Origin of the sequence: Variovorax sp. PAMC 28711 (assembly GCF_001577265.1) — a bacterium.
GTDB lineage: Bacteria > Pseudomonadota > Gammaproteobacteria > Burkholderiales > Burkholderiaceae_C > Variovorax.
On sequence record NZ_CP014517.1, the window covers coordinates 2060767 to 2080769 of the forward strand.

General features: G+C 65.7%; 23 protein-coding genes. 8 read left to right on the forward strand and 15 right to left on the reverse strand.

The window, feature by feature from the left end:
- Positions 1-31 precede the first annotated feature (31 nt).
- On the forward strand, positions 32-1318 hold the full coding sequence (locus AX767_RS10180) for a solute carrier family 23 protein (RefSeq protein WP_068630974.1): 1287 nt from the start codon (positions 32-34) through the stop codon (positions 1316-1318).
- Positions 1319-1337: 19 nt separating this feature from the next.
- Here AX767_RS10180 and AX767_RS10185 read toward each other — a convergent pair whose 3' ends face one another.
- Positions 1338-1667 carry a hypothetical protein gene (locus AX767_RS10185; RefSeq protein WP_068630976.1) on the reverse strand — a complete coding sequence of 110 codons (330 nt, stop codon included), beginning with the start codon at positions 1665-1667 and terminating at the stop codon, positions 1338-1340.
- A 201-nt stretch (positions 1668-1868) separates the two neighbouring features.
- Between AX767_RS10185 and minC the strand changes: the two genes are divergently transcribed.
- From minC to AX767_RS10205, 4 genes are all read left to right on the forward strand, one after another.
- Entirely contained in the window at positions 1869-2627 is a 759-nt protein-coding gene (gene minC / locus AX767_RS10190; RefSeq protein ID WP_068630978.1) for a septum site-determining protein MinC, read from the forward strand.
- 24 nt (positions 2628-2651) lie between these two features.
- Complete coding sequence (gene minD, locus AX767_RS10195) at positions 2652-3467, forward strand: septum site-determining protein MinD (protein WP_068633566.1); 816 nt, start codon at positions 2652-2654, stop codon at positions 3465-3467.
- Positions 3468-3470: 3 nt separating this feature from the next.
- Positions 3471-3755, forward strand: a complete 285-nt coding sequence (gene minE / locus AX767_RS10200) for a cell division topological specificity factor MinE (RefSeq protein ID WP_068630980.1) — start codon at positions 3471-3473, stop codon at positions 3753-3755.
- Between the two features lie 91 nt (positions 3756-3846).
- Positions 3847-4104 (forward strand): hypothetical protein, encoded by a 258-nt coding sequence (locus AX767_RS10205; RefSeq protein ID WP_068630982.1) that lies wholly within the window; start codon positions 3847-3849, stop codon positions 4102-4104.
- Between the two features lie 47 nt (positions 4105-4151).
- Here the strand turns inward: AX767_RS10205 and AX767_RS10210 are convergent, their stop codons facing one another.
- The gene (locus tag AX767_RS10210; RefSeq protein ID WP_068630984.1) at positions 4152-4607 is read right to left on the reverse strand and encodes an RcnB family protein; all 456 of its coding nucleotides are present in this window, start codon (positions 4605-4607) and stop codon (positions 4152-4154) included.
- Positions 4608-4723: 116 nt separating this feature from the next.
- Positions 4724-5617, reverse strand: a complete 894-nt coding sequence (locus AX767_RS10215; protein WP_068630986.1) for an amino acid ABC transporter substrate-binding protein — start codon at positions 5615-5617, stop codon at positions 4724-4726.
- Positions 5618-5722: 105 nt separating this feature from the next.
- Here AX767_RS10215 and AX767_RS10220 point away from each other — a divergent pair, with 105 nt between their 5' ends.
- The gene (locus AX767_RS10220; protein WP_068630988.1) at positions 5723-6940 is read left to right on the forward strand and encodes a D-amino acid dehydrogenase; all 1218 of its coding nucleotides are present in this window, start codon (positions 5723-5725) and stop codon (positions 6938-6940) included.
- Positions 6941-6949: 9 nt separating this feature from the next.
- Here the strand turns inward: AX767_RS10220 and AX767_RS10225 are convergent, their stop codons facing one another.
- A complete protein-coding gene (locus AX767_RS10225; RefSeq protein ID WP_068630989.1) occupies positions 6950-7525 on the reverse strand; it encodes a cob(I)yrinic acid a,c-diamide adenosyltransferase in 576 nt (191 codons plus the stop codon).
- A 60-nt stretch (positions 7526-7585) separates the two neighbouring features.
- Between AX767_RS10225 and AX767_RS10230 the strand changes: the two genes are divergently transcribed.
- Entirely contained in the window at positions 7586-9010 is a 1425-nt protein-coding gene (locus tag AX767_RS10230; RefSeq protein WP_068630991.1) for an FAD-binding oxidoreductase, read from the forward strand.
- 43 nt (positions 9011-9053) lie between these two features.
- Here the strand turns inward: AX767_RS10230 and AX767_RS10235 are convergent, their stop codons facing one another.
- From AX767_RS10235 to AX767_RS10280, 10 genes are all read right to left on the reverse strand, one after another.
- Positions 9054-9950, reverse strand: coding sequence for a peptidoglycan-binding protein (locus AX767_RS10235; RefSeq protein WP_068630993.1), 897 nt, complete (start codon positions 9948-9950; stop codon positions 9054-9056).
- Between the two features lie 105 nt (positions 9951-10055).
- The gene (locus AX767_RS10240) at positions 10056-11000 is read right to left on the reverse strand and encodes a ParB/RepB/Spo0J family partition protein (protein ID WP_068630996.1); all 945 of its coding nucleotides are present in this window, start codon (positions 10998-11000) and stop codon (positions 10056-10058) included.
- Positions 11001-11003: 3 nt separating this feature from the next.
- Positions 11004-11540 carry an RBBP9/YdeN family alpha/beta hydrolase gene (locus AX767_RS10245; protein WP_068630998.1) on the reverse strand — a complete coding sequence of 179 codons (537 nt, stop codon included), beginning with the start codon at positions 11538-11540 and terminating at the stop codon, positions 11004-11006.
- Positions 11530-12402 carry a ParA family protein gene (locus AX767_RS10250; protein WP_068631001.1) on the reverse strand — a complete coding sequence of 291 codons (873 nt, stop codon included), beginning with the start codon at positions 12400-12402 and terminating at the stop codon, positions 11530-11532. Before AX767_RS10250 ends, AX767_RS10245 begins: the two co-directional genes overlap by 11 nt.
- A 16-nt stretch (positions 12403-12418) precedes the next feature.
- Positions 12419-13033: a LysE family transporter gene (locus tag AX767_RS10255; RefSeq protein ID WP_068631002.1), complete on the reverse strand. Its 615-nt coding sequence runs from the start codon at positions 13031-13033 to the stop codon at positions 12419-12421.
- 90 nt (positions 13034-13123) lie between these two features.
- A complete protein-coding gene (locus tag AX767_RS10260) occupies positions 13124-13816 on the reverse strand; it encodes a hypothetical protein (RefSeq protein ID WP_156481024.1) in 693 nt (230 codons plus the stop codon).
- Positions 13792-14457 carry a 16S rRNA (guanine(527)-N(7))-methyltransferase RsmG gene (gene rsmG, locus AX767_RS10265; protein WP_068631006.1) on the reverse strand — a complete coding sequence of 222 codons (666 nt, stop codon included), beginning with the start codon at positions 14455-14457 and terminating at the stop codon, positions 13792-13794. Before rsmG ends, AX767_RS10260 begins: the two co-directional genes overlap by 25 nt.
- Positions 14454-16400: a tRNA uridine-5-carboxymethylaminomethyl(34) synthesis enzyme MnmG gene (mnmG, locus tag AX767_RS10270; RefSeq protein ID WP_068631008.1), complete on the reverse strand. Its 1947-nt coding sequence runs from the start codon at positions 16398-16400 to the stop codon at positions 14454-14456. Before mnmG ends, rsmG begins: the two co-directional genes overlap by 4 nt.
- 168 nt (positions 16401-16568) lie before the next feature.
- On the reverse strand, positions 16569-17489 hold the full coding sequence (locus tag AX767_RS10275; protein WP_068631010.1) for a transglutaminase-like domain-containing protein: 921 nt from the start codon (positions 17487-17489) through the stop codon (positions 16569-16571).
- A 12-nt stretch (positions 17490-17501) separates the two neighbouring features.
- Positions 17502-17687: a DUF1328 family protein gene (locus AX767_RS10280; protein ID WP_068631012.1), complete on the reverse strand. Its 186-nt coding sequence runs from the start codon at positions 17685-17687 to the stop codon at positions 17502-17504.
- 168 nt (positions 17688-17855) lie between these two features.
- Here AX767_RS10280 and gstA point away from each other — a divergent pair, with 168 nt between their 5' ends.
- Positions 17856-18464 carry a glutathione transferase GstA gene (gene gstA / locus AX767_RS10285; RefSeq protein WP_068631014.1) on the forward strand — a complete coding sequence of 203 codons (609 nt, stop codon included), beginning with the start codon at positions 17856-17858 and terminating at the stop codon, positions 18462-18464.
- Here gstA and AX767_RS10290 read toward each other — a convergent pair whose 3' ends face one another.
- Positions 18465-20000 carry a cryptochrome/photolyase family protein gene (locus tag AX767_RS10290; protein WP_335338853.1) on the reverse strand — a complete coding sequence of 512 codons (1536 nt, stop codon included), beginning with the start codon at positions 19998-20000 and terminating at the stop codon, positions 18465-18467. It abuts the gene before it with no gap.
- Positions 20001-20003: the final 3 nt, after the last annotated feature.

Genomic DNA, 20003 nt, shown 5'->3' on the forward strand with positions numbered 1-20003 from the left:
CTTCGACGAAAACCACAACGAGAGACAAAAAATGAGTGCACTTTTCAGCTGGCGCGAAGTCGCCATGACGCCGGGCAGCGTCGTCGCGCCCGACGAGCGCCTGCCTTGGCCGCAAACCGCCGCCATGGGCGTGCAACACGTCATCGCGATGTTCGGCGCGACGGTGCTGGCGCCGATCCTGATGGGGTTCAGTCCCAACATCGCAATCCTGATGAGCGGCGTCGGCACGCTCATCTTCTTCTTCATCACCGGCGGACGGGTGCCGAGTTATCTGGGCTCCAGCTTCGCGTTCATCGGCGTGGTGATCGCGGCCAGCGGCTACGCCGGCAAGGGGCCGAACACGAACATCGCGGTCGCGCTGGGCGGCATCGTGGCGTGCGGCGCGGTCTACCTCCTGATCGGCGTGCTGGTGCAGGCAATCGGCACCGGCTGGATCGAGCGCTTCATGCCGCCGGTGGTGACCGGTGCGGTGGTCGCGGTGATCGGACTCAACCTGGCGAGCGTGCCGGTCAAGAACATGGCCGCCGGCAACTTCGATGCATGGATGCAGGCGGTCACCTTCCTGTGCGTCGGCCTGGTCGCGGTGTTCGCGCGTGGGATGGTCCAGCGGCTCCTGATCCTCGTCGGGCTCGTCCTCGCGACGCTGGTCTACGCGGTATTGACGAACGGCCTCGCGCTCGGCAAGCCGGTCGATCTCTCCGGCATCGCGAGCGCGGCCTGGTTTGGCCTGCCGGCCTTCACCACGCCGGTCTTCACCGGCAATGCGATGCTGCTGATCGCGCCGGTCGCGATCATCCTCGTGGCCGAAAACCTCGGCCACCTGAAAGCCGTGACCGCCATGACCGGCCGCAACCTCGACCGCTACATGGGCCGCGCCTTCATCGGCGACGGCGTGGCGACGGTGGTCAGCGGCGGGGTCGGCGGCACGGGCGTGACCACCTATGCCGAGAACATCGGGGTGATGGCGGCGACGCGCATCTACTCGACGGCGGTCTTCGTGGTGGCAGCCCTGATTGCCCTGTTGCTGGGGTTCTCGCCCAAGTTCGGCGCGCTGATCCAGGCCATTCCACTGCCGGTGATGGGTGGCGTGAGCATCGTGGTGTTTGGGTTGATTGCGGTGGCGGGCGCCAAGATCTGGGTCGACAACAAGGTCGACTTTTCCGAGAACCGCAACCTCATCGTTGCCGCGATCACGCTGATCATCGGCACCGGCGACTTCACGCTCAAGTTCGGCCAGTTCGCATTGGGCGGCATCGGCACCGCGACCTTCGGTGCCATCCTGCTGTGGGCCTTGCTCGGGCGTTCGCGCAACGCCTGAGTCGCCCAGTCAGTTGAGTCTAGAGAGCGCCGGCGCCCGGCCGGGCGGCGGTCGCGTGGCTTCGGGTGCGCATGCGGAAGGTCGCGATCAACCGCTGCATGAGCTCGTCGTACAACCCGAGCGGGTCGCGCACCAGTCGCGACACCGGATAGTCGCCCAGCGAAATCCCGTCGTATCGGATGTGCACGCTCTCGAAGTAGTGCTGGAGCGCCTTGCCGGCGTCGTAGAGACAGCGCTCGGTCGAGGCGAACAACTCCTGCGGTTTGGGAAGCGTTGCCAGGAGCTGGGCACTGAGCGAATAGGTGAAAGCATCGCTGCCGGCCCTGCGGAGATCGAGAATCGGCTGCATCGCGCTTCCAGGTTTGATTCGGAGGCCGCAGTTTCCGGAGACTTGGCCGTCATGCGTGTAGGCGCAACCCGACTTTGCACAGCAGAAAAAGTGCAACGGCATGCAACAGCTGTACGCGCTGGCGCTTCCAGAGGTCCGCTTCCCCTCGAAGCGCCCTGTGGGGCCCGGTAGACTCCAACGCTTTTCGGACGACGTTTTCCAATGGCCGATGCATCCGCCGCGCGCACCAAGGCGGTTTTCGAATTCAAGAGCGCGACGCTGCCGCTGATCGCGGTCATCCTCAAGACGGCCGACCTGGACGTTCTGGCGGAGGCGCTTGACGCCCAGCTTGCCGATTCCCCCGATTTCTTCGAGCAGGAACCGGTGGTCATCGACCTGTCGCTCCTGCATGCCGAAGACGAGGAAGACGGCGCCGAGATCGACTTTCCCGTTCTGCGCAGCCTCCTCGCACGCCACCAGACGCAACCGATCGCCGTGCGCGGCGGCACCGCCACCCAAAACATCGCCGCGCGCGCTGCAGGGCTTTCGCTCGCCGCCATGCCGGTCACGCCGACCCCGCGCACGACGCCAGCCGAAGCCGCGCCCGCCGAAGCCCCGCAGATCGTTCGCGAGGTGCCGGTGCCGGCCAGCGGCACGCTGGTCATCGACAAGCCGTTGCGCTCGGGACAGCAGGTCTACGCCCGCGGCGGCGACGTCATCGTGAACGCGGTCGTGAGCTTCGGCGCCGAAGTGATCGCCGACGGCAACATCCACGTGTATGCGCCGCTGCGCGGCAAGGCGATCGCCGGCGCACGCGGCAACACCGAAGCCCGCATCTATTCAACCTGCCTCGAAGCGCAGCTCGTGGCCATCGCGGGCATCTACCGCACGGCCGAAGTGCCGCTGCCGGACAACGTGCTCGGCAAGTCCGCACAGATTCGCCTCGACGGCAAAAAGCTGGTGATCGATCCGATCGCCTGAACAATCAATAAAGAAGGAATGGCCATGGCAAAAATTGTGGTGGTGACATCGGGCAAGGGCGGCGTCGGCAAGACGACCACGAGCGCGAGCTTCGCGTCGGGCCTTGCGCTCGCAGGCAAGAAAACGGCCGTGATCGACTTCGACGTCGGCCTGCGCAACCTCGACCTGATCATGGGCTGCGAACGCCGCGTGGTGTACGACCTCATCAACGTGATCCAGGGCGAAGCCAACCTGCACCAGGCGCTCATCAAGGACAAGCAGTGCGAGAACCTGTTCGTGCTGGCGGCCTCGCAGACACGCGACAAGGAAGCGCTCACGCAGGAAGGCGTCGAGAAGATCCTCAAGGACCTCGCCGACATGGACTTCGAATACATCATCTGCGACTCGCCGGCCGGCATCGAAACCGGCGCGATGATGGCGATGTACTTCGCCGACGAAGCGCTGATCGTGACCAACCCCGAAGTCTCTTCGGTGCGCGACTCCGATCGCATCCTGGGCATGCTCGGCAGCAAGACCAAGCGCGCCAAAGAGGGCGGCGACCCGATCAAGGAACACCTGCTCATCACGCGCTACAACCCCAACCGGGTGGCGGGCGGACAGATGCTGTCGCTCGAAGACATCCAGGACATCCTGCGCATCAAGCTGATCGGCGTGATCCCGGAATCGGAAACCGTGCTGAACGCATCGAACCAGGGCGTGCCCGCGATCCACGACAAGGGCACCGATGTGTCCGAGGCGTACAGCGACGTGATCGCGCGCTTTCTGGGGGAAGACAAGCCGATGCGTTTCGTCGATGCCGAAAAGCCCGGCTTCTTCAAGCGTATTTTCGGAGGCAAGTAAGCCATGTCCTTTTTCTCCTTTCTGCTCGGCGAAAAGAAGAAGACGGCGAGCGTCGCAAAAGAGAGGCTGCAGATCATCCTCGCGCACGAGCGCGGCAGCCTCGGCGGCAAGCGGCCCGAATACCTGGCCGATCTGCAGCGCGAGCTGATCGCCGTCATCTCGAAGTACGTGTCGATCCGCCCGGAAGACATCAAGGTGAACGTGGAACGCCAGGACGACCTGGAAGTGCTCGACATCAAGATCGAGCTCCCCGAGAAGACTGCGAAGGCGGTCGTTCCCGCCCGCTGATATTTTTCCGCCTTGTGAAAAAAGGCGCGGTCCCTGGCGGGAACACGGCGTACATTGGGCGCCAGTTCCCAGCTTCCAGAATGGACACGCCATGGCTTTGAGCCGAAAAGTTGCGCCGAAGGATTCTGTCTCTCCCGAAACGGCGCGCCGCGATCGTTTGCGGCTTGCGCTGCCCGAGGTCGTGTCGCAGCTCAAACTGCGGCATGCCGATCAGATCGACGCGGACGACATCGAAGCGTATGTCGCACTGAACTGGCTCGAATGGCAAGGCGGTGGACTGCGCCTCACCATCACCGGCAAGAACGTCTGTGCGCAGATGACGCCAGCGGTCGTGGTCTCCGAAGTATAAAAAAAGGCGCCGTCTCCGGCGCCTTTTTCATGAGCGAACCCGCTGGCCTACTGGCCGGCGATGATCTGCGCAATGATGCCTGTCGCCACGGCAGCGAGCACGAAGTCGCCGCCGACGCCAACCCACTGGTAGCCGCGCGGCGGCGGGTTCAGGCGGTGCATGCGGTAGTCGTCGACCACGTAGTTGCGGCCACGGTACTCGGACGGCACGCGGCCGCCACGACGCCATTCGGCATGCGGATTCGGGAAGCCGCGACGGTCCATCTCGCGACCGGGACGGAAATCCTGGCGGTCGCCGCGGTAGCCGTTGTTGCCACGGTAGCCGGCGCCGCCACGTGGATCATGGCGAGCGCCGGGGCCCTGGTGGTATTGCGGCTGTTGCTGCTGGAAGCGATGGGGGCCGCGATCGTCGCGGCGGTCTTGCGCGAAGGCGCCGCCCGTGGCCATGCAGAGCGTGAGTGCCGCAGCGGCGACGCTGAGGGTCCTGGTGATCGACTGGTTCATTTGAAACTCCTTCTTGCGTTGATGACAGGTTCATTGTTGTGCCTGTCAATGTCGCGCATGCGGAGTTCAGGTGACCGTCAGGTAAAGACCCGCGAGCGCATGCACCTTGCCAGCGATCAGGTCGCCGGCTTGTCGCTCGGCGTCTTGATGTTGTCCTTGAGCTGTTCGTTCATGGGCAAGCCCACCGCCTGATTGGTCGGCGGGATCGGCTTCATGAACCACTTGGTGTACATCTTCTCGAACTCGCCGGACTTCATGAGACCGACGATCACGCCATCGACCAGCGCCTTGAACTTCGGGTCGTCCTTGCGCAGCATGCAGGCGTAGGGCTCGACCTGCAGCGCGGTGCCGACCACGTCGAGCGCGCCCGGATTCTTGGCTGTGGCCTTCAGGCCGAACAACAGGATGTCGTCCATCGCGAACGCCATCGCGCGGTCGCTCTCGACCAGCAGCAGCGCATCGGCATGGTCTTTGGTCGGCACGATGTCGATGTCGAGCTTCTTCTCTTCGTTGTACTTGCGCACCACGAGCGTGTTGGTGGTGCCGGTGGTGATCGCGACCTTCTTGCCCTTGAGGTCGGCGTAGTCCTTGATGCCCGACGTCTTCTTCACCAGAAGGCGGGTGCCCGTGTAGAAATGATTGATGGCGAAGGCCACGTCCTTGCCGCGCGCACTGTTGTTGGTGGTCGAACCGCATTCGAGGTCGACGGTGCCGTTGGTGAGCAGCGGGATGCGGTTCTGCGAGGTGACTGGCATCCAGTCGATTTCCAGGAAGGGCTTGTTGATCGTGCGCTTGATCTCGGCGGCCACTGCGTTGGCCACGTCGACCGAAAAACCGACCGGTTTGCCCGGTCCGTTGATGTAGCTGAACGGCACCGACGATTCGCGGTAAGCGAGCGTGAGCTTGCCGGTCTCGGCGACCTTGGCCAGCGTGTCGGCGGCCTGTGCGCCGGAGGCGCCGAGCGCGAAGAGGAGCGCGGCGGTCAGCGCGGAAAGCGTGTTGGTCATCATGGAATCCCTTCGATTGAACAGTGAGGACAATGGGCGCGCCAGTCTGGCACGGTGCTCGCAACAAACGCAAGAACAGCACCAACCCAACCCCCGAAAGGTTCAGCAATGCACGTTACCGTGCTCGGCGCCGGCATCGTCGGCCTCGCCACCGCCTGGGAGCTCTCGCGCGCCGGCCACGCGGTGACCGTGATCGACCGCGCGGCGCCCGGCCGCGGCGCGAGTGCCGGCAACGGCGCCCAGCTCAGCTATTCGTACGTCGCGCCGCTGGCCGATGCGTCGATCTGGGCGCAGCTCCCGCACCTGGTGCTGTCGCCGGCCTCGCCGCTCAAGCTGCGGCCGCAGCTCGATCCGCAGCAATGGCGCTGGGCGCTCGCTTTCCTGGCCGCGTGCAATGCGCGCACCGCGGCGACCACCACCGCGCGACTACTCGGACTGGCCGCGCGCAGCCGGGCCGGCTTCGAGGCGATGCGCTCGGAGATCGATCCGGCCTGCGACTTCACCGCCTCGGGCAAGCTCGTGCTCTACCGCAGCGCCGCCAGCGTGTCGGCCGCGAGCCGGCAGGTCGACCTGCAGCGCGAAATGGGCGCGGTGCAGCGCATGGTGACGCCCGAGGAGTGCGTGGCGATCGAACCCGCGCTGCGCGGCTACCACCGCGAGATCGCCGGCGCAGTGCACACGCCGAGCGAATGCGCCGCCGATTGCCTGAAGGTCTGCGAGGCGCTCGAAGTCGCCCTGCGCGCGCGCGGCGTCGCCTTCGTGCTGGGCGCCGACATCGAGACGTTCGACCTGAAGGCCGGACGCGTGCACGCGGTGCAAACGGCGGGCGGCGCGGTGCAGGCCGATGCCTTCGTGATGTCGCTCGGCTCCGCGTCACCGCGCTTCGGCCGGCAACTCGGTGCCTACCTGCCGGTCTATCCGCTCAAGGGCTACAGCATCACGCTCGATGTCGATCCATCGCCCGGCGCAGCGCCGACGGTGAGCGTGACCGACAGCGCCCGCAAGACGGTGTTCGCGCGCCTGGGCAAGCGCCTGCGCGTCGCCGGCATGGCGGAGCTGGTCGGCCATGACGGTCGCATTCCGGAAGGCCGCATCGACGCGCTGGTCGCGGCGACCCGCGCGGTCTTTCCGAGGTGCAGTGACTTCGTCGAGCGCACGCCGTGGACGGGCATGCGGCCGGCCACGCCGACGGGCGTGCCGATCATCGGCCGCGTCGAGGGGGCGCCGGCCAACGTGCTGTTCAACACGGGGCACGGCGCGCTCGGGTTCACGCTGGCGTTTGGCTCCGCACAGGAACTGAACGAGGCGATCGCAGCGATCCTCTGAAAGCCCGCGCTATTCCGCTTCGGCCGCTGCAGCGCGTGCCATGCGCTCGCTCTTCCAGTACACGTCGTCGCCACCGTCCACCCGGTTCAGCACGCGCGCGAGCACGAAGAGCAGGTCGCTGAGCCGGTTCAGGTACTGGCGCAGCGCGTCGTTGATGTCGGTGTCGGCGCCGAGCGCGACCACCGCACGTTCGGCGCGGCGCGCGACGGTGCGGCACACGTGGGAGAGCGAGGCGGCGCGCGTGCCGGCCGGCAGGATGAACTCGGCCAGCCGCGGCAACGCGGCGTTGTGCTCGGCGAGTGCATTGTCGATCTGCAGCAGCGCGTCGGGCTTGAGCAGCGTGTAGCCCGGCATCGACAATTCGCCGCCGAGGTTGAAGAGCTGGTGCTGCACGTCGACCAGCAGCGCACGCACCGCGTCGGGCATGGGCTCGCACAGCAGCACGCCGATGTTCGAGTTGAGCTCGTCGACGTCGCCCATCGCGTGCACGCGCAGGTGGTCTTTGGGCACGCGCGTGTTGTCGCCGAGGCCGGTGGTGCCGTCGTCGCCGGTGCGGGTGGCGATCTGGGTGAGGCGATTGCCCATAAAGGTGGCTTTCTGAAGTGCGGTTCTTAGAATGGTAGACCGCCTCAGGAGACCCACACGATGAATGCGCCCACTGTCCTCGCCCACCTCACGCCCGAACTCGCCCTTCGCCACGTGCCGGAGGCGCTGATCGAAGCGCTCAAGGCGCGCTTCGGCATCCAGTGTTCCACGGCGCTCGCCGTGCGCACGCAGCACGGGCGCGACGAATCGTCCTTCGAGGCACCGCCGCCGTCCGCCGTGGTGTTCGCCGAGAACACACAGGACGTCGCTGATGCCGTGAAGCTCGCAAGCGAGCACAGCGTGCCGGTGATCCCGTTCGGCGTCGGCTCCTCGCTCGAAGGGCATCTGCTCGCGGTGCAGGGCGGCATCAGCGTCGACGTGTCGCGCATGAACCGCGTGCTGTCGATCAACGCCGACGACCTCACGGTGACGGTGCAGCCCGGCGTGACGCGGAAGCAACTCAACGAAGAGATCAAGAGCACCGGCCTCTTCTTCCCGATCGACCCCGGCGCGGACGCCTCCATCGGCGGCATGACCGCCACGCGCGCCAGCGGCACGAACGCGGTGCGCTACGGCACGATGCGCGAGAACGTGCTCGCGCTCGAAGTCGTCACGGCTGCAGGCGAGGTCATCCGCACCGGCACGCGCGCCAAGAAGTCGTCGGCCGGCTACGACCTCACGCGGCTCATGGTGGGCAGCGAAGGCACGCTCGGCGTGGTCACCGAGATCACGCTGCGCATCTACCCGCTGCCCGAGGCAGTCTCGGCGGCGATCTGCTCGTTCCCGAGCATCGAGGCCGCCGTGCGCACCACCATCGAGATGATCCAGCTCGGCGTGCCGATCGCGCGCGTGGAACTGATCGACGTGAACACGGTGCGCATGGTCAACGCCTATTCCAAGCTCGCGCTGCGCGAAGAGCCGATGCTTCTGATGGAATTCCACGGCTCGCCGGCCGGCGTGAAGGAACAGGCCGAGACCGTGCAGGAACTGGCCAGCGGCCACGGCGGCAACGCCTTCGAATGGGCCAGCACACCCGAAGAGCGCACGCGTCTCTGGACCGCGCGCCACAACAGCTACTTCGCGGCGATCCAGTCGCGGCCCGGCTGCCGCGCGATCAGCACCGACACCTGCGTGCCGATCTCGCGCCTGGCCGACTGCCTGCTCGAATCGGTGGCCGAGGTCGACGCCAGCGGCATCCCCTACTTCCTCGTCGGCCACGTGGGCGACGGCAACTTCCACTTCGGCTACCTGATCGACCCCAACGACGCAGAAGAGCGCGCCAAGGCCGAGGCGCTGAACCATGCGCTGGTGATGCGCGCGATCGCGCTCGAGGGAACCTGCAGCGGCGAGCACGGCATCGGGCTGCACAAGATGGGTTTCCTCGTCGACGAAGCAGGGGCCGGCGCTGTCGACATGATGCGAACCATCAAGCGCGCACTCGACCCCAAGAACATCATGAATCCGGGAAAGATCTTCTCGATGTGAAAAAGCCCGAGCTGCCGGGCTTTTTCACAGGCGGGCGCCGCGCTTACTTCTTGCGGCGGGCCGGCGACTTCGCGCCGGGTGCCGACGTTTGCGACGGGGCTGCACCACCGTCGACGCCCAACCTTCCGCCGCCGCCCAGGCCCTGGCCGTTCACCGACTGCGCCTTGTAGTTGCGCAGCGACACCACGAGCTGGTTGTACGAATCCATGAAGGCGGCCGCGATCACCTTGCCCTGCGGCGTGCGGGAATAGCCGCCGATGCCGCCTGCGGCACCGCCGCCGACGCCGCTGAGGAAGCCACCGAAGTCGGTCTTGCTGGCGCTGCCTTCAGAAACGCCGACCTGCACGCCCGAACGGTTGTCGATGAGCGTCAGCAGCGTGCTGGCTTCCTTGGTCTGAAGGCTGCCGCCGAGGCCGGCCAGCGCAGCGCCGTAGCGGCCGCGTCCGACGATGCCGCCGAGCGCGGCACCCATGCCGCCGGCATCGCTGTTGTTGATGACGACCTCCGGGGAAATGCCGTAATCCGACGCCACCATCTGGCCGGCGCCGAAATTGCTGCCCTGGCGCATTTCACCGGACTGCATGAGCGCGCGCTCGCGATTCATGGCGTTCATGCCGGCCGCACCGCGTTCGACCACGATGAAACAGTTCGACTGCTGGATCAACAGGCGCAGCAAGGTCGACGTGGGCGGCAACCGGTACTCGCCGGTGATGATGGTGTACCAGCCGGCCGACTGGTTCTCGATCAGCGACACCGTGCCGAGCGGCGATGCGCAGCGCTCGAGCGCGCTGCTGGCGTTGGCCGACGAACTGCCGGCGGCGCTGCCGGTGGCGACGGTCTTGGCAGACTGGCTGCCCATCTGCATGTCGGTGGTCTGGCAACCGGTGAGAAGGAGCGCGCCCGCGGCGATGGCAGCGAGGGGAAATCGGATGGTTTTCATGCTGGCTTGCCTTCGGAAACTTTGGTCAGGAAAAGTAACCTGCGAGGATAAACGCAAAGTCGTCGACCGATCAATTGCCGAAAGTCATGGTTTGGCGATCGTCGACTAGGCCGTTCGGCGAATGCGTTCGATGAGACCGTTCAAGGCGTCCAGCGTGCCGAAGTGAATCGCCAGTTCGCCGCTTTCTTCGAGCTTGCCGTTGCGTTTCGTGCGCTTCTTGATGCGCACTTCGACCTCGGCGGTCAACAGGTCGGCCAGTTCCTCTTCAACGCGCTGCAGGTCGCGCGACTTCTCGCCGGCGTTGCCCCGGCGCGGCGATGGGGACAGGCTGAACTCCGCGGCGAGCTTTTTCACCAACGCCTCGGCCTCCCGCACCGACATCTTCTTGCCGGCGATCTGGTTGGCGGCGGTGATCTGCGTGCCGCGATCGAGCGACAACAACGCGCGTGCGTGCCCCATGTCGATGTCACCGGCCATCAACATCGCCTGCGCCGGCTCGGCCAAATTGAGCAACCGCAACAGGTTGCTGGCGGCGCTGCGGGAGCGGCCCACGGCCTGCGCAGCCATTTCGTGAGTGAGCCCAAACTCTGCGACCAGTCGTTGCAGACCCTGCGCTTCTTCAAGCGGATTCAGGTCTTCGCGCTGGATGTTCTCGATCAGCGACATCGCGGCCGCCGCTTCGTTCGGCACGTCGCGCACCAGCACGGGCACGCTTTCCAGGCCCGCCAGTTTGGCTGCGCGATAGCGTCGCTCGCCCGCGATGATCTCGAACTCGGCCTGCTTGGCCGCCGCCGATTCCGCATCGAGCCGCCGCACCAGGATCGGCTGCATGATGCCCTGCACCTTGATGCTTTCGGCCAACTCGTAGAGTGCGCCCTCGTCCATCCGCGTGCGCGGCTGGTAGACGCCGGGGACCATCTGATCGAGCTTCAGCACGGTCGGATTGGGCGCGGCGCCGACGTCGCCCAGCGTGTCGCTCCCGGCACCGTCCTCCGGGTAGAAGATGGCATCGAGTCCGCGGCCGAGACCCTTTGGTTTTTTGGTGGCCATGAATCAGTCTTTCAAAATCGGGGGCAGGAGCGCGCGGCCTTCTGGCCAATCGCCCAGGCCGGAGTCGCTGTTCAGGTGCCCGCGCGGACCGGCGTCGACCAAGCGTGCGCCCCAATCGGCAGCGAGCTGGCGCGAGCGGTCTGCCGCGCAGTAAACGTCGTTATCGGCGGCCACGAGGCAGGACGGAAAAGGCAGCGGCGTCCGCACGATCGGCGCCCAGCCCGGAATCATCTGGCGCAGGTCGTCCCGCTCCAGGTCGCCGGGCGCCACGAGCAGCGCGAACTGCACGCGATGCGTGTTGCGCGAATGCGCGGCCCAAGCCGCCACCAGGATGCACCCCAGGCTGTGCGCCACCAGCACCACCGGACCGTTCGCAGCCAGCACCGCTTCTTCGAGTTGCGCCGACCAGTCGCCGCGCAGCGGGCGCATCCAGTCGTGCTGCTCGACGCGACGGTCGCCATGGAGGGCCTCCCAGCGACTTTGCCAATGCGCGGGGTCGCTGTTCTGCCAGCCGGGCAGCAGCAGGACGTCAGGCGCCATTCTGGTCTTGCGCTTCAGCAGCGGGCGCGGGCATCTGGGCCAAGGCTTCAGGCACGACCTCCGGCGGCGGGGGCGCCGGGGCCTGGAGCGCACTGGCCGGCGGCATTTTCTCGACCATTTCCTGGGCGAAGGCAATGTAGGCCTGGCTGCCCTTGGCCGCCGTGTCGAAGATCACGCCCGGCAGCCCGTAGCTCGGCGCTTCGGCCAGCCGCACATTGCGGGGGATCACGGTGTCGAACACCTTCTCGCCGAAATGCGCCTTGAGCTGCTCGCTCACCTGCTGCTGCAAGGTGATGCGCGGGTCGAACATGACGCGCAGCAAGCCGATGATCTGCAGGTTCTTGTTGAGGTTCGCGTGCACCTGCTTGATGGTGTTGACCAGGTCGGTCAGCCCTTCGAGCGCGAAGTATTCGCACTGCATCGGCACCACCACTCCGTGCGCCGCGCACAGCCCGTTGAGCGTGAGCAGGCTGAGCGACGGCGGACAGTCGATGAGGATGAAATCGTACTCCGCGCCGACCGAGGCCAGCGCGGTGCGCAGGCGCTTCTCGCGGCGGTCGAGGGCCACCATCTCGACTTCGGCGCCGGCCAGTTCGCGGTTGGCGCCCAACACGTCGTAGCCGCACTTCTCGGCCTTGACGCGCGCTTCGGCGACGGTGGCCGATTCGAGGAGTACGTCGTACACCGTCAGCTTCAGGCTGCGCTTGTCGATACCCGAGCCCATCGTGGCGTTGCCTTGGGGATCGAGGTCAATCATCAGCACGCGCTGGCCGACCTTGGCCAGCCCCGCGGCCAGGTTGACGGTGGTGGTCGTCTTGCCGACGCCGCCTTTTTGATTCGCAATGCAGAAGATCTTGGCCATGGCTCGTTTCGCTTGCTCAGCGCGACAGGGCCAGCTTGACGCCGAACCCGATCAGGAAGACGCCGGCGAGCTTTTCGAGCGCGCTCGACACCTTGGGGTTGGCGCGCAGACGCTCGGCCAGGAAGTAGGTGAGCAGCGTCGCGGTCAAGCCATAGACAAAGGTGAGCACGGCGATGGTCAGCGCCATGACGCCGAAGGTCAGCATGCCCTGGTGCTGCACCGGATCGATGAAGAGCGGAAAAAATGCCATGTAGAAGACGATCGCCTTCGGGTTCAGCAGCGTGATCATCACGGCCTGACGGAAGAAGTGCCGCGGGCGGATATTCAGGATGGGCGCGGCGCCGGGCTTGGCCAGCAACATGCGAAAGCCCAACCAGGCGAGGTAGCCGGCGCCCAGCCATTGGACCGCCGAGAAAGCGGTCGGGTAGGCGTGCAGCAGCGCCGCCACCCCTGCCACCGCGGCCCACATCAGCACCTGGTCTCCGGCGATCAGCCCGAAGGTTGCGGACAGTCCGGCACGGATGCCGCCCTTGCCGGTCGACGTGATCAGCGCCAGATTGCCCGGGCCGGGAATCAGGAGGAACAAGACGATGGCGGCGACGAATGCGCCGTAGTCAGCGATGCCGAACATGGGAAGGACCAGAAAAGGGGAAGCACCGAGTGTACGCACGCCGTCGGCGGTTTCGGTCCGGCTGCCGCTGGCTTCACCGGATATTCAGGCTCAGTCGATGATCAATTCGCCCAGCGAGCCCGGATACCCCTGGAGACCGAGCATCGCGATCGTGCGCTTGAGGTCGGCCGGAACATGCCGTTGCAGCATGACGCCGATGTCCACCTGCGCGTGGCCGGCCAGCGCATCGGTGCAGTCCGCCAACATCTTCCCCAGTCGAGAGTGCGCGTCGCCGAGCAACGCCGAGTCAAAGGACCAGAGACGCGGGCTGTGCTGCAGGGCATGCGCATGCTTGAAGACGTATCGGCCCGGCGCATCGAAATGAGCCAGTTCGAAGTCTTCCGTCAGCACATAGCGGCCGGACAGTTTGAAGACACGGTCGGCATCGGCGAGCAGATTCGCCTGCGCCGCATGCCCGAGAAAGAGATGAAGGCACGCCAGCTCGGTCACGCTCTTGATCGTGCGCGGCGAGCAGGACAACCCCCTCATGTCGTCGAGCAGGGGATGCGACAGGGTGACGAACCAGTCGACGCGCGCCGAAAGCTGGTCGATCCATTCTTCATCGAGGGCGGTGGCAGAGAGTTCGAGCAGCGCGATCTGTGCGCCACGCACGCGCTGCCTGATCGATGCGATGGTGGCAAAGGTTTGATGCAGGCGCGTCGCGGCATCGTAGCTTCCCAGGTCGGTCCGTATCGCGGACGTCACCAGGAATGCGGCTTTCACCCTGCTGCCTTGCGCATCCACACGATGCAGCGCTCCGCGTCCAGGCCCGGAACGGTCAGATGTTCCACGTGAAACATCTTGGCGATGGGCGGCAGCAAAGACAGTTCATCGTCGGGCGCCCTGCCCTTCATGGCAAGCCAGATGCCTTGATCGGCCAGCACCTGCGCCGACACTTCGACGAAATCAGCAAGCGATGCAAAGGCACGGGAGCTGATCACGTCGTAGGCCCCGGTCAGCGCCTCGATGCGAATGTGCAGGCCGCGCAGGTTGGGCAGCTTCAGTTCCGCAGCGACTTGCTGGACAAAGGCAACCTTCTTTGCGACCGCATCCACACAGGTGACATCGACAGTCGGGCAAAGAATCGCGATCACGGCGCCCGGCAACCCGGCGCCCGAACCGACGTCCAGCAACTTGGCCTCGATGCGCTGACGACTTGCCAATTCACGCTGCAACGGCGCGACCACGGCGAGGCTGTCCAGCAAATGGTGGGTCAGCACGCTCTCCGGGTCGCGCAGCGCGGTCAGGTTGTAGACCTTGTTCCACTTCAGGATCAGTCGACCGTAGGCCAGAAGCTGCTCGGTTTGGGGATCGGTGAGCGCGACGCCGAGGGCGGCGGCGCCCTCTTTCAGCGTCGGTGCCGCTGGGGCGACGACCAGCGTCACGATGCCTCCTGCACCGTTGGCGTGGCGTCTTTCGCGAAAGCGCGATGCCCGCTCTTGCGCAGGTGTACCAGCAAGAGCGAGATGGCCGCGGGCGTCACACCGGAAATGCGCGATGCCAAGCCCAGTGTTTCAGGTCGGTGTTTGGCCAGCGTTTGACGCACTTCAAAACTCAGCGCCGGAACCAGCCCGTAGTCGAAATCGTCCGGCAGCTTCAGATTCTCGAAATGCGCCGCGCGCTCGACCTCATCATGCTGGCGGTCGATGTAGCCCGAATACTTGGCAGAGATCTCGATCTGCTCGATCTCGACGTCACCCAGCGCCGCGCCCAGGTTGTATTTGCCACCGTCCAGCGACATGAGCGATCGATAGCTCACATCTGGGCGCCGGAGCAGGTCTGCCAGGTTGTACTCGTGCTCGATGGCCTTGCCCAGCACGCGCTCCGACTCCGACGCCGGCAGGTTGCGCGGATTCACCCAGACCGACTTCAGCCGTTCTGTTTCACGTGAAACAACGTCGCGCTTTCGGCTGAAAGCGTCCCATCGCGCGTCGTCGACCAGCCCCAACTTGCGCCCTGTCTCGGTCAACCGCATGTCGGCGTTGTCTTCCCGAAGCTGAAGCCTGAATTCAGCGCGGCTCGTGAACATGCGATACGGCTCGGTCACGCCCTTGGTGATGAGATCGTCGACCAGCACGCCCAGATAGGCTTCGTCGCGCCGCGGCAACCATGCGTCATCCCCGCGGCATTGCAACGCGGCGTTGATGCCCGCGAACATGCCTTGGGCTGCGGCTTCTTCGTAGCCTGTGGTGCCGTTGATCTGGCCCGCGAAAAACAGACCCTTGATCGCCCGGGTTTCGAAGTTGCTGCGCAGCGCGCGCGGATCGAAGTAGTCGTACTCGATCGCATAGCCGGGCCGCAGGATGTGGGCGTTTTCCAGCCCCACCATCGAGCGAACCAAGCTGTACTGGATGTCGAACGGCAGGCTGGTCGAAATGCCGTTGGGGTAATACTCGTTCGTCGTCAGGCCTTCGGGCTCCAGAAAGATCTGATGGCTTTCCTTGTCGGCGAATCGGTTGATCTTGTCCTCGACGCTCGGGCAATAGCGCGGGCCGACGCCGTCGATCTTGCCGGTGAACATCGGGCTGCGGTCGAAGCCCGAGCGAATGATGTCGTGCGTGCGTTCGTTGGTGTGCGTCACCCAGCAAGCCATTTGCTGCGGATGCATGTCGGTGCGACCCATGAAACTGAACACCGGCATCGGCCCTGCCCCGCCCGGCATGCCGTCGCCGGGCTGCTCGGCACATCTCGAAAAGTCGATGGTGCGGCCGTCCAACCGTGGCGGCGTCCCGGTCTTGAGCCGACCCTGCGGCAGCTTGAGCTCCTTCAGGCGCGCCGACAAACTGATCGCCGGGGGGTCACCGGCGCGGCCGGCCTGGTAGTTGTCGAGGCCCACGTGAATGCGCCCGTCGAGAAACGTCCCGGCCGTCAGCACCACGGTGCGCGCGCGGAAGCCAACGCCCACTTGCGTGACGGCGCCGACCACGCGGTCGCCTTCGATCAGCAGGTCGTCGACGGCTTGCTGGAAAAGCGAGAGATTGGGCTGGTTTTCCAGCCGGTGGCGGATCGCCGCCTTGTACAGAACGCGGTCGGCCTGGGCGCGCGTGGCGCGCACTGCCGGACCCTTGCTCGAATTCAAGATGCGGAATTGAATGCCCGCCTCGTCCGTGGCGATCGCCATCGCGCCGCCCATGGCGTCCACCTCCTTCACGAGGTGGCCCTTGCCGATGCCGCCGATCGACGGATTGCAGCTCATCTGCCCGAGCGTCTCGATGTTGTGCGACAGCAAGAGCGTCTTGGCTCCCATGCGGGCGGACGCCAACGCCGCCTCGGTGCCGGCATGGCCGCCGCCGACGACGATCACATCGAATTCTTCGGGATACAACATGGGTGAGCGATGCGAACATTGAGCGTTCGCCAGGAAAACGGAGCTCCGATTTTAATCGGGCACCTCCATTTGCGCACCCTGCCAATCGGATTAGCCTTTTGAGCCTGAAGCGGCCGTATTCCCCGCCCCGCCTGATCGATCTGCTATCTTTTCGATAGCGAACGCAGGTCAGTCGGTCAGCGTCACCGAATGCGCGGCGTCCTGCTGGCTGTCGGCCGGATCGCGCCGGACGGCCACCGGCTTCTCGATGCCGACCAGCGCGCCGGTGGCCTCGGGTTCGACCGGTTTCGCTGCCGCCTCGTCCTGCACTTCGCGCACGGCGATCGCCTTGCCGCTCATGCTCACCGCGCCGAAGATCGTGCAGAAGGCGACGTCCTTGGCATCGCGCCCGGTGCCGACCCGCACCAGCCGGTCGATCGGCGCCATCCGGGTCGGATCGAACAGCACCCACTGGCCGCCGACATACGCTTCGAAGACCGCGTGGAAATCCTGCGGCGGTTCGTCGAAAAACACGTAGCCGACCACCAGCCGGGCCGGGATGTTGAGCGCCCGACACAGCGTGATGCCCAGGTGCGCGAAGTCGCGACACACGCCCGCGCGCTGCACGAACACCTCGCGCGCGGTGGTCGTCGAGTCGCTGCTGCCGGGCTCGTAAGTGATGCTTTCGTGAATCCAGTCCACCACCGCCTGCACCCGGCCAATGCCGGTCGGCAGGTAGCCGAAGAGCTGCTGCGCCGCACGCGACATGAGGTCCGACTCGCAATAGCGCGTGGGCATCAGATAGTGCAGAACATCGTTCGGCACCTGGTTGACCGGCACCTCGGCCAGGCCCGCCGGCACGAGGTACGGCGCGCGCTGCACGGTGGCCTTGTAGCTGATCTTCAGCGGCCCGGGGGCGGCGTCGAAGCGCACGAAGCGATTGCCACTGCTTTCGTCGCAAAAGGTCTGCATCTGCACCGGCGGCTCGATCACGAGGTGCTCGCTGCTCACGGTTTGCAACCCGGCGCGGGCCGCCTCGATGTTCAGCAGCAAATGAGCCGGCGCCGCGACGCGGTACTCCAGCACCGTTTCAATGTGGGACAGATGCATTGGGGGAAAAAGTCAGTCGATCGCTTTGCGAACCGCGCCGACGCCGAGCGCCGCCAGCACGAGGAACACAACCGCGAGGATCAGGAACAGGCCGAACAGCACCTTGGCAATGCCGGCCGCGCCTGCCGCAACACCGCCGAACCCGAGGGCTCCGGCGATCACAGAGACAACGGCAAAAATGATGGCGTACTTCAACATGGAAAGCTCCTTGCTCACGGGTGCTCGCGGGCACCCGCCCGAAGCTCCCATAGCTTAGGAACATGCGGCCAGGCCGCCGATAGCCGACGCGCGCATGCCGCCGTAGGACAAAAACGCCGCGCGCACAAACGTTTAGCATCCGGCGTCCAATCAACGGAGTTCTTCGACATGAAGCTGTATTACTCGCCGGGCGCCTGCTCGCTGTCGCCCCACATCGCGTTGCGCGAAGCCGGCCTCGCCTTCGAACCCGTGCTCGCCAGCACCAAGACCCACAAGCTGGACGATGGCACCGACTACTACGGCATCAACCCGCTGGGCTACGTGCCGCTGCTCGAACTGGACGACGGCACCCACCTGCGGGAAGGCCCGGCCATCCTGCAGTACATCGCCGACCAGGTGCCGCTCAAGAACCTCGCGCCCGCGAACGGCACGCTGCCTCGCTACCGCCTGCAGGAATGGCTGAACTTCATCGGCACCGAAATGCACAAGGGTTTCAGCCCGCTGTTCAACCCCGCCACGCCCGACGACTACAAGGTCGTGGTCAAAGACAAACTCAAGTCGCGCTATACCTGGCTCGACAAGGAACTTGCGCAAAAGGAGTACCTGATGGGCGACACCTTCAGCGTCGCCGACGCCTACCTGTTCACGGTGACCAACTGGGCCGGCAGGACGGGCGTCGACCTGTCTGCGTTCCCGAACGTCCAAGCGTGGCACGCCCGCGTGGGCGCGCGCCCCGCGGTGCAGGAAGCGCTCAAGGCCGAAGGCCTCAACAAGTAATCAGAGGCGGTCCGGCTGGTCGCGCATGCGCTGCGCCGTCTCGCGGATCGCCGCCACCTCGTCGGCGCCGAAGCGGGCGAGGTTCTTGACCATCATCACCGTGCGCGGATTCTTCTCCAGCATCGGTGCGTGGCGCGCCACGAAGTCCCAGTACATCACCGTCATCGGGCAGGCATCGTCGCCGGTGCGCTGCGTGGGCTGGTAGCGACACCCCTTGCAGTAGTTGCTCATGCGCTGGATGTAGGCGCCGCCCGCGGCATACGGCTTGGTCACGAAGCGCGCGCCGTCGGCGTAAAGCGCCATGCCGAGCGTGTTCGGCGCCTCGACCCACTCCACCGCATCGACGTACACCGAGAGATACCAGGCGTGCACCTCGGCGGGTGCCATGCCGAAGGTGAGCGCGAAATTGCCGGTGACCATCAGCCGCTGGATGTGGTGCGCGTAGCCATGCTTCAACGTCTGGCCGATGGCGTTGTGCATGCAGTTCATCTGCACCTCGCCGGTCCAGTACCAATCGGGCAGCGGCGCGTGGTGATCGAGCGCATTGGCTTCGAGCAGCTTCGGCATGCGCCACCAGTACACGCCGCGGATGAACTCGCGCCACCCGAGGATCTGCCGCACGAAACCTTCCACCGCAGCGAGGGGTGCCGAACCGGCTTCGTACTGCGCGACGGCTGCCGCGACGACCTCGCGCGGGTCGAGCAACTTCAAATTGAGCGCTGCCGAAATCAGCGCGTGATACAGGAAGGGCTCGCCCGTCCACATCGCATCCTGGAACTGGCCGAAGTCCTGCAGCCGGTGCTGCATGAAGTCTCGCAACGCGACCAATGCGTCGGCGCGCGTGACCGGCCAGTCGAACGCATCGCATTGTCCATAGTGATCACCGAAGTGCTGCACCACATCGCGCAGCACTTCGCGGGTGATCGCGTCTGGCGGAAACGAGGGCGGCGCGGGCAGCAGCCCCGGCCCCTGCCGACCGAACGCGCCGCGGTTCTCGTGGTCGTAGTTCCACGCCCCGCCCACCGGCTCGCCCTCGGGCGTCATGAGCACGCCGTGCACCTTGCGCATGCGCCGGTAGAACGCCTCCATCACGAGGCGCTGCTTGCCGCGCGCGTCGTCGATGAAGTCGCGGCGCGAGGCCATGAAGTGCAAATCGTCGCGCATGTCGACGCGCACGCCGGCCTCGGCGCAACAGCCGGCGATCGCCTGTTCGAGCCGCCACTCGCCGGCCTCGACCATCACCAGCGCGTCGGGCCGGTGGCGCGCCAGCGCATCGGCGAGCGCATCGGCCACCGTGTCGAAGCGGTGCGTGCCGAGCCGCAGGTAGTCGAGCGGCCAGGCGCGCGCCGTGACGGCTTCGGCGAAGTGCCGCATCGCCGAGAGGAACACCGCCGTGCGCATCTTCGTGCTCGGCACGTGCTCGGATTCATCGCGCGCCTCGACCATGAGCACCCGATCGCACAGCGGATCAAAGCCTTCGAACGCCGCGCTGTCGACACTCAGCTGGTCGCCGAGCACGAGCACGAGGTGACGCAAGTG

Coding starts and splice junctions, on each gene's coding strand:
- mnmG (WP_068631008.1), bottom strand. CDS start 16,400: ATGTTGTATCCCGAAGAATTCGATGTGATCGTCGTCGGCGGCGGCCAT.
- AX767_RS10280 (WP_068631012.1), bottom strand. CDS start 17,687: ATGTTGAAGTACGCCATCATTTTTGCCGTTGTCTCTGTGATCGCCGGA.
- AX767_RS10245 (WP_068630998.1), bottom strand. CDS start 11,540: ATGGCGCCTGACGTCCTGCTGCTGCCCGGCTGGCAGAACAGCGACCCC.
- minE (WP_068630980.1), top strand. CDS start 3,471: ATGTCCTTTTTCTCCTTTCTGCTCGGCGAAAAGAAGAAGACGGCGAGC.
- AX767_RS10240 (WP_068630996.1), bottom strand. CDS start 11,000: ATGGCCACCAAAAAACCAAAGGGTCTCGGCCGCGGACTCGATGCCATC.
- AX767_RS10180 (WP_068630974.1), top strand. CDS start 32: ATGAGTGCACTTTTCAGCTGGCGCGAAGTCGCCATGACGCCGGGCAGC.
- AX767_RS10250 (WP_068631001.1), bottom strand. CDS start 12,402: ATGGCCAAGATCTTCTGCATTGCGAATCAAAAAGGCGGCGTCGGCAAG.
- AX767_RS10185 (WP_068630976.1), bottom strand. CDS start 1,667: ATGCAGCCGATTCTCGATCTCCGCAGGGCCGGCAGCGATGCTTTCACC.
- AX767_RS10275 (WP_068631010.1), bottom strand. CDS start 17,489: ATGCATCTGTCCCACATTGAAACGGTGCTGGAGTACCGCGTCGCGGCG.
- AX767_RS10230 (WP_068630991.1), top strand. CDS start 7,586: ATGAATGCGCCCACTGTCCTCGCCCACCTCACGCCCGAACTCGCCCTT.
- AX767_RS10255 (WP_068631002.1), bottom strand. CDS start 13,033: ATGTTCGGCATCGCTGACTACGGCGCATTCGTCGCCGCCATCGTCTTG.
- minC (WP_068630978.1), top strand. CDS start 1,869: ATGGCCGATGCATCCGCCGCGCGCACCAAGGCGGTTTTCGAATTCAAG.
- AX767_RS10225 (WP_068630989.1), bottom strand. CDS start 7,525: ATGGGCAATCGCCTCACCCAGATCGCCACCCGCACCGGCGACGACGGC.
- gstA (WP_068631014.1), top strand. CDS start 17,856: ATGAAGCTGTATTACTCGCCGGGCGCCTGCTCGCTGTCGCCCCACATC.
- AX767_RS10210 (WP_068630984.1), bottom strand. CDS start 4,607: ATGAACCAGTCGATCACCAGGACCCTCAGCGTCGCCGCTGCGGCACTC.
- minD (WP_068633566.1), top strand. CDS start 2,652: ATGGCAAAAATTGTGGTGGTGACATCGGGCAAGGGCGGCGTCGGCAAG.
- AX767_RS10205 (WP_068630982.1), top strand. CDS start 3,847: ATGGCTTTGAGCCGAAAAGTTGCGCCGAAGGATTCTGTCTCTCCCGAA.
- AX767_RS10215 (WP_068630986.1), bottom strand. CDS start 5,617: ATGATGACCAACACGCTTTCCGCGCTGACCGCCGCGCTCCTCTTCGCG.
- AX767_RS10220 (WP_068630988.1), top strand. CDS start 5,723: ATGCACGTTACCGTGCTCGGCGCCGGCATCGTCGGCCTCGCCACCGCC.
- AX767_RS10235 (WP_068630993.1), bottom strand. CDS start 9,950: ATGAAAACCATCCGATTTCCCCTCGCTGCCATCGCCGCGGGCGCGCTC.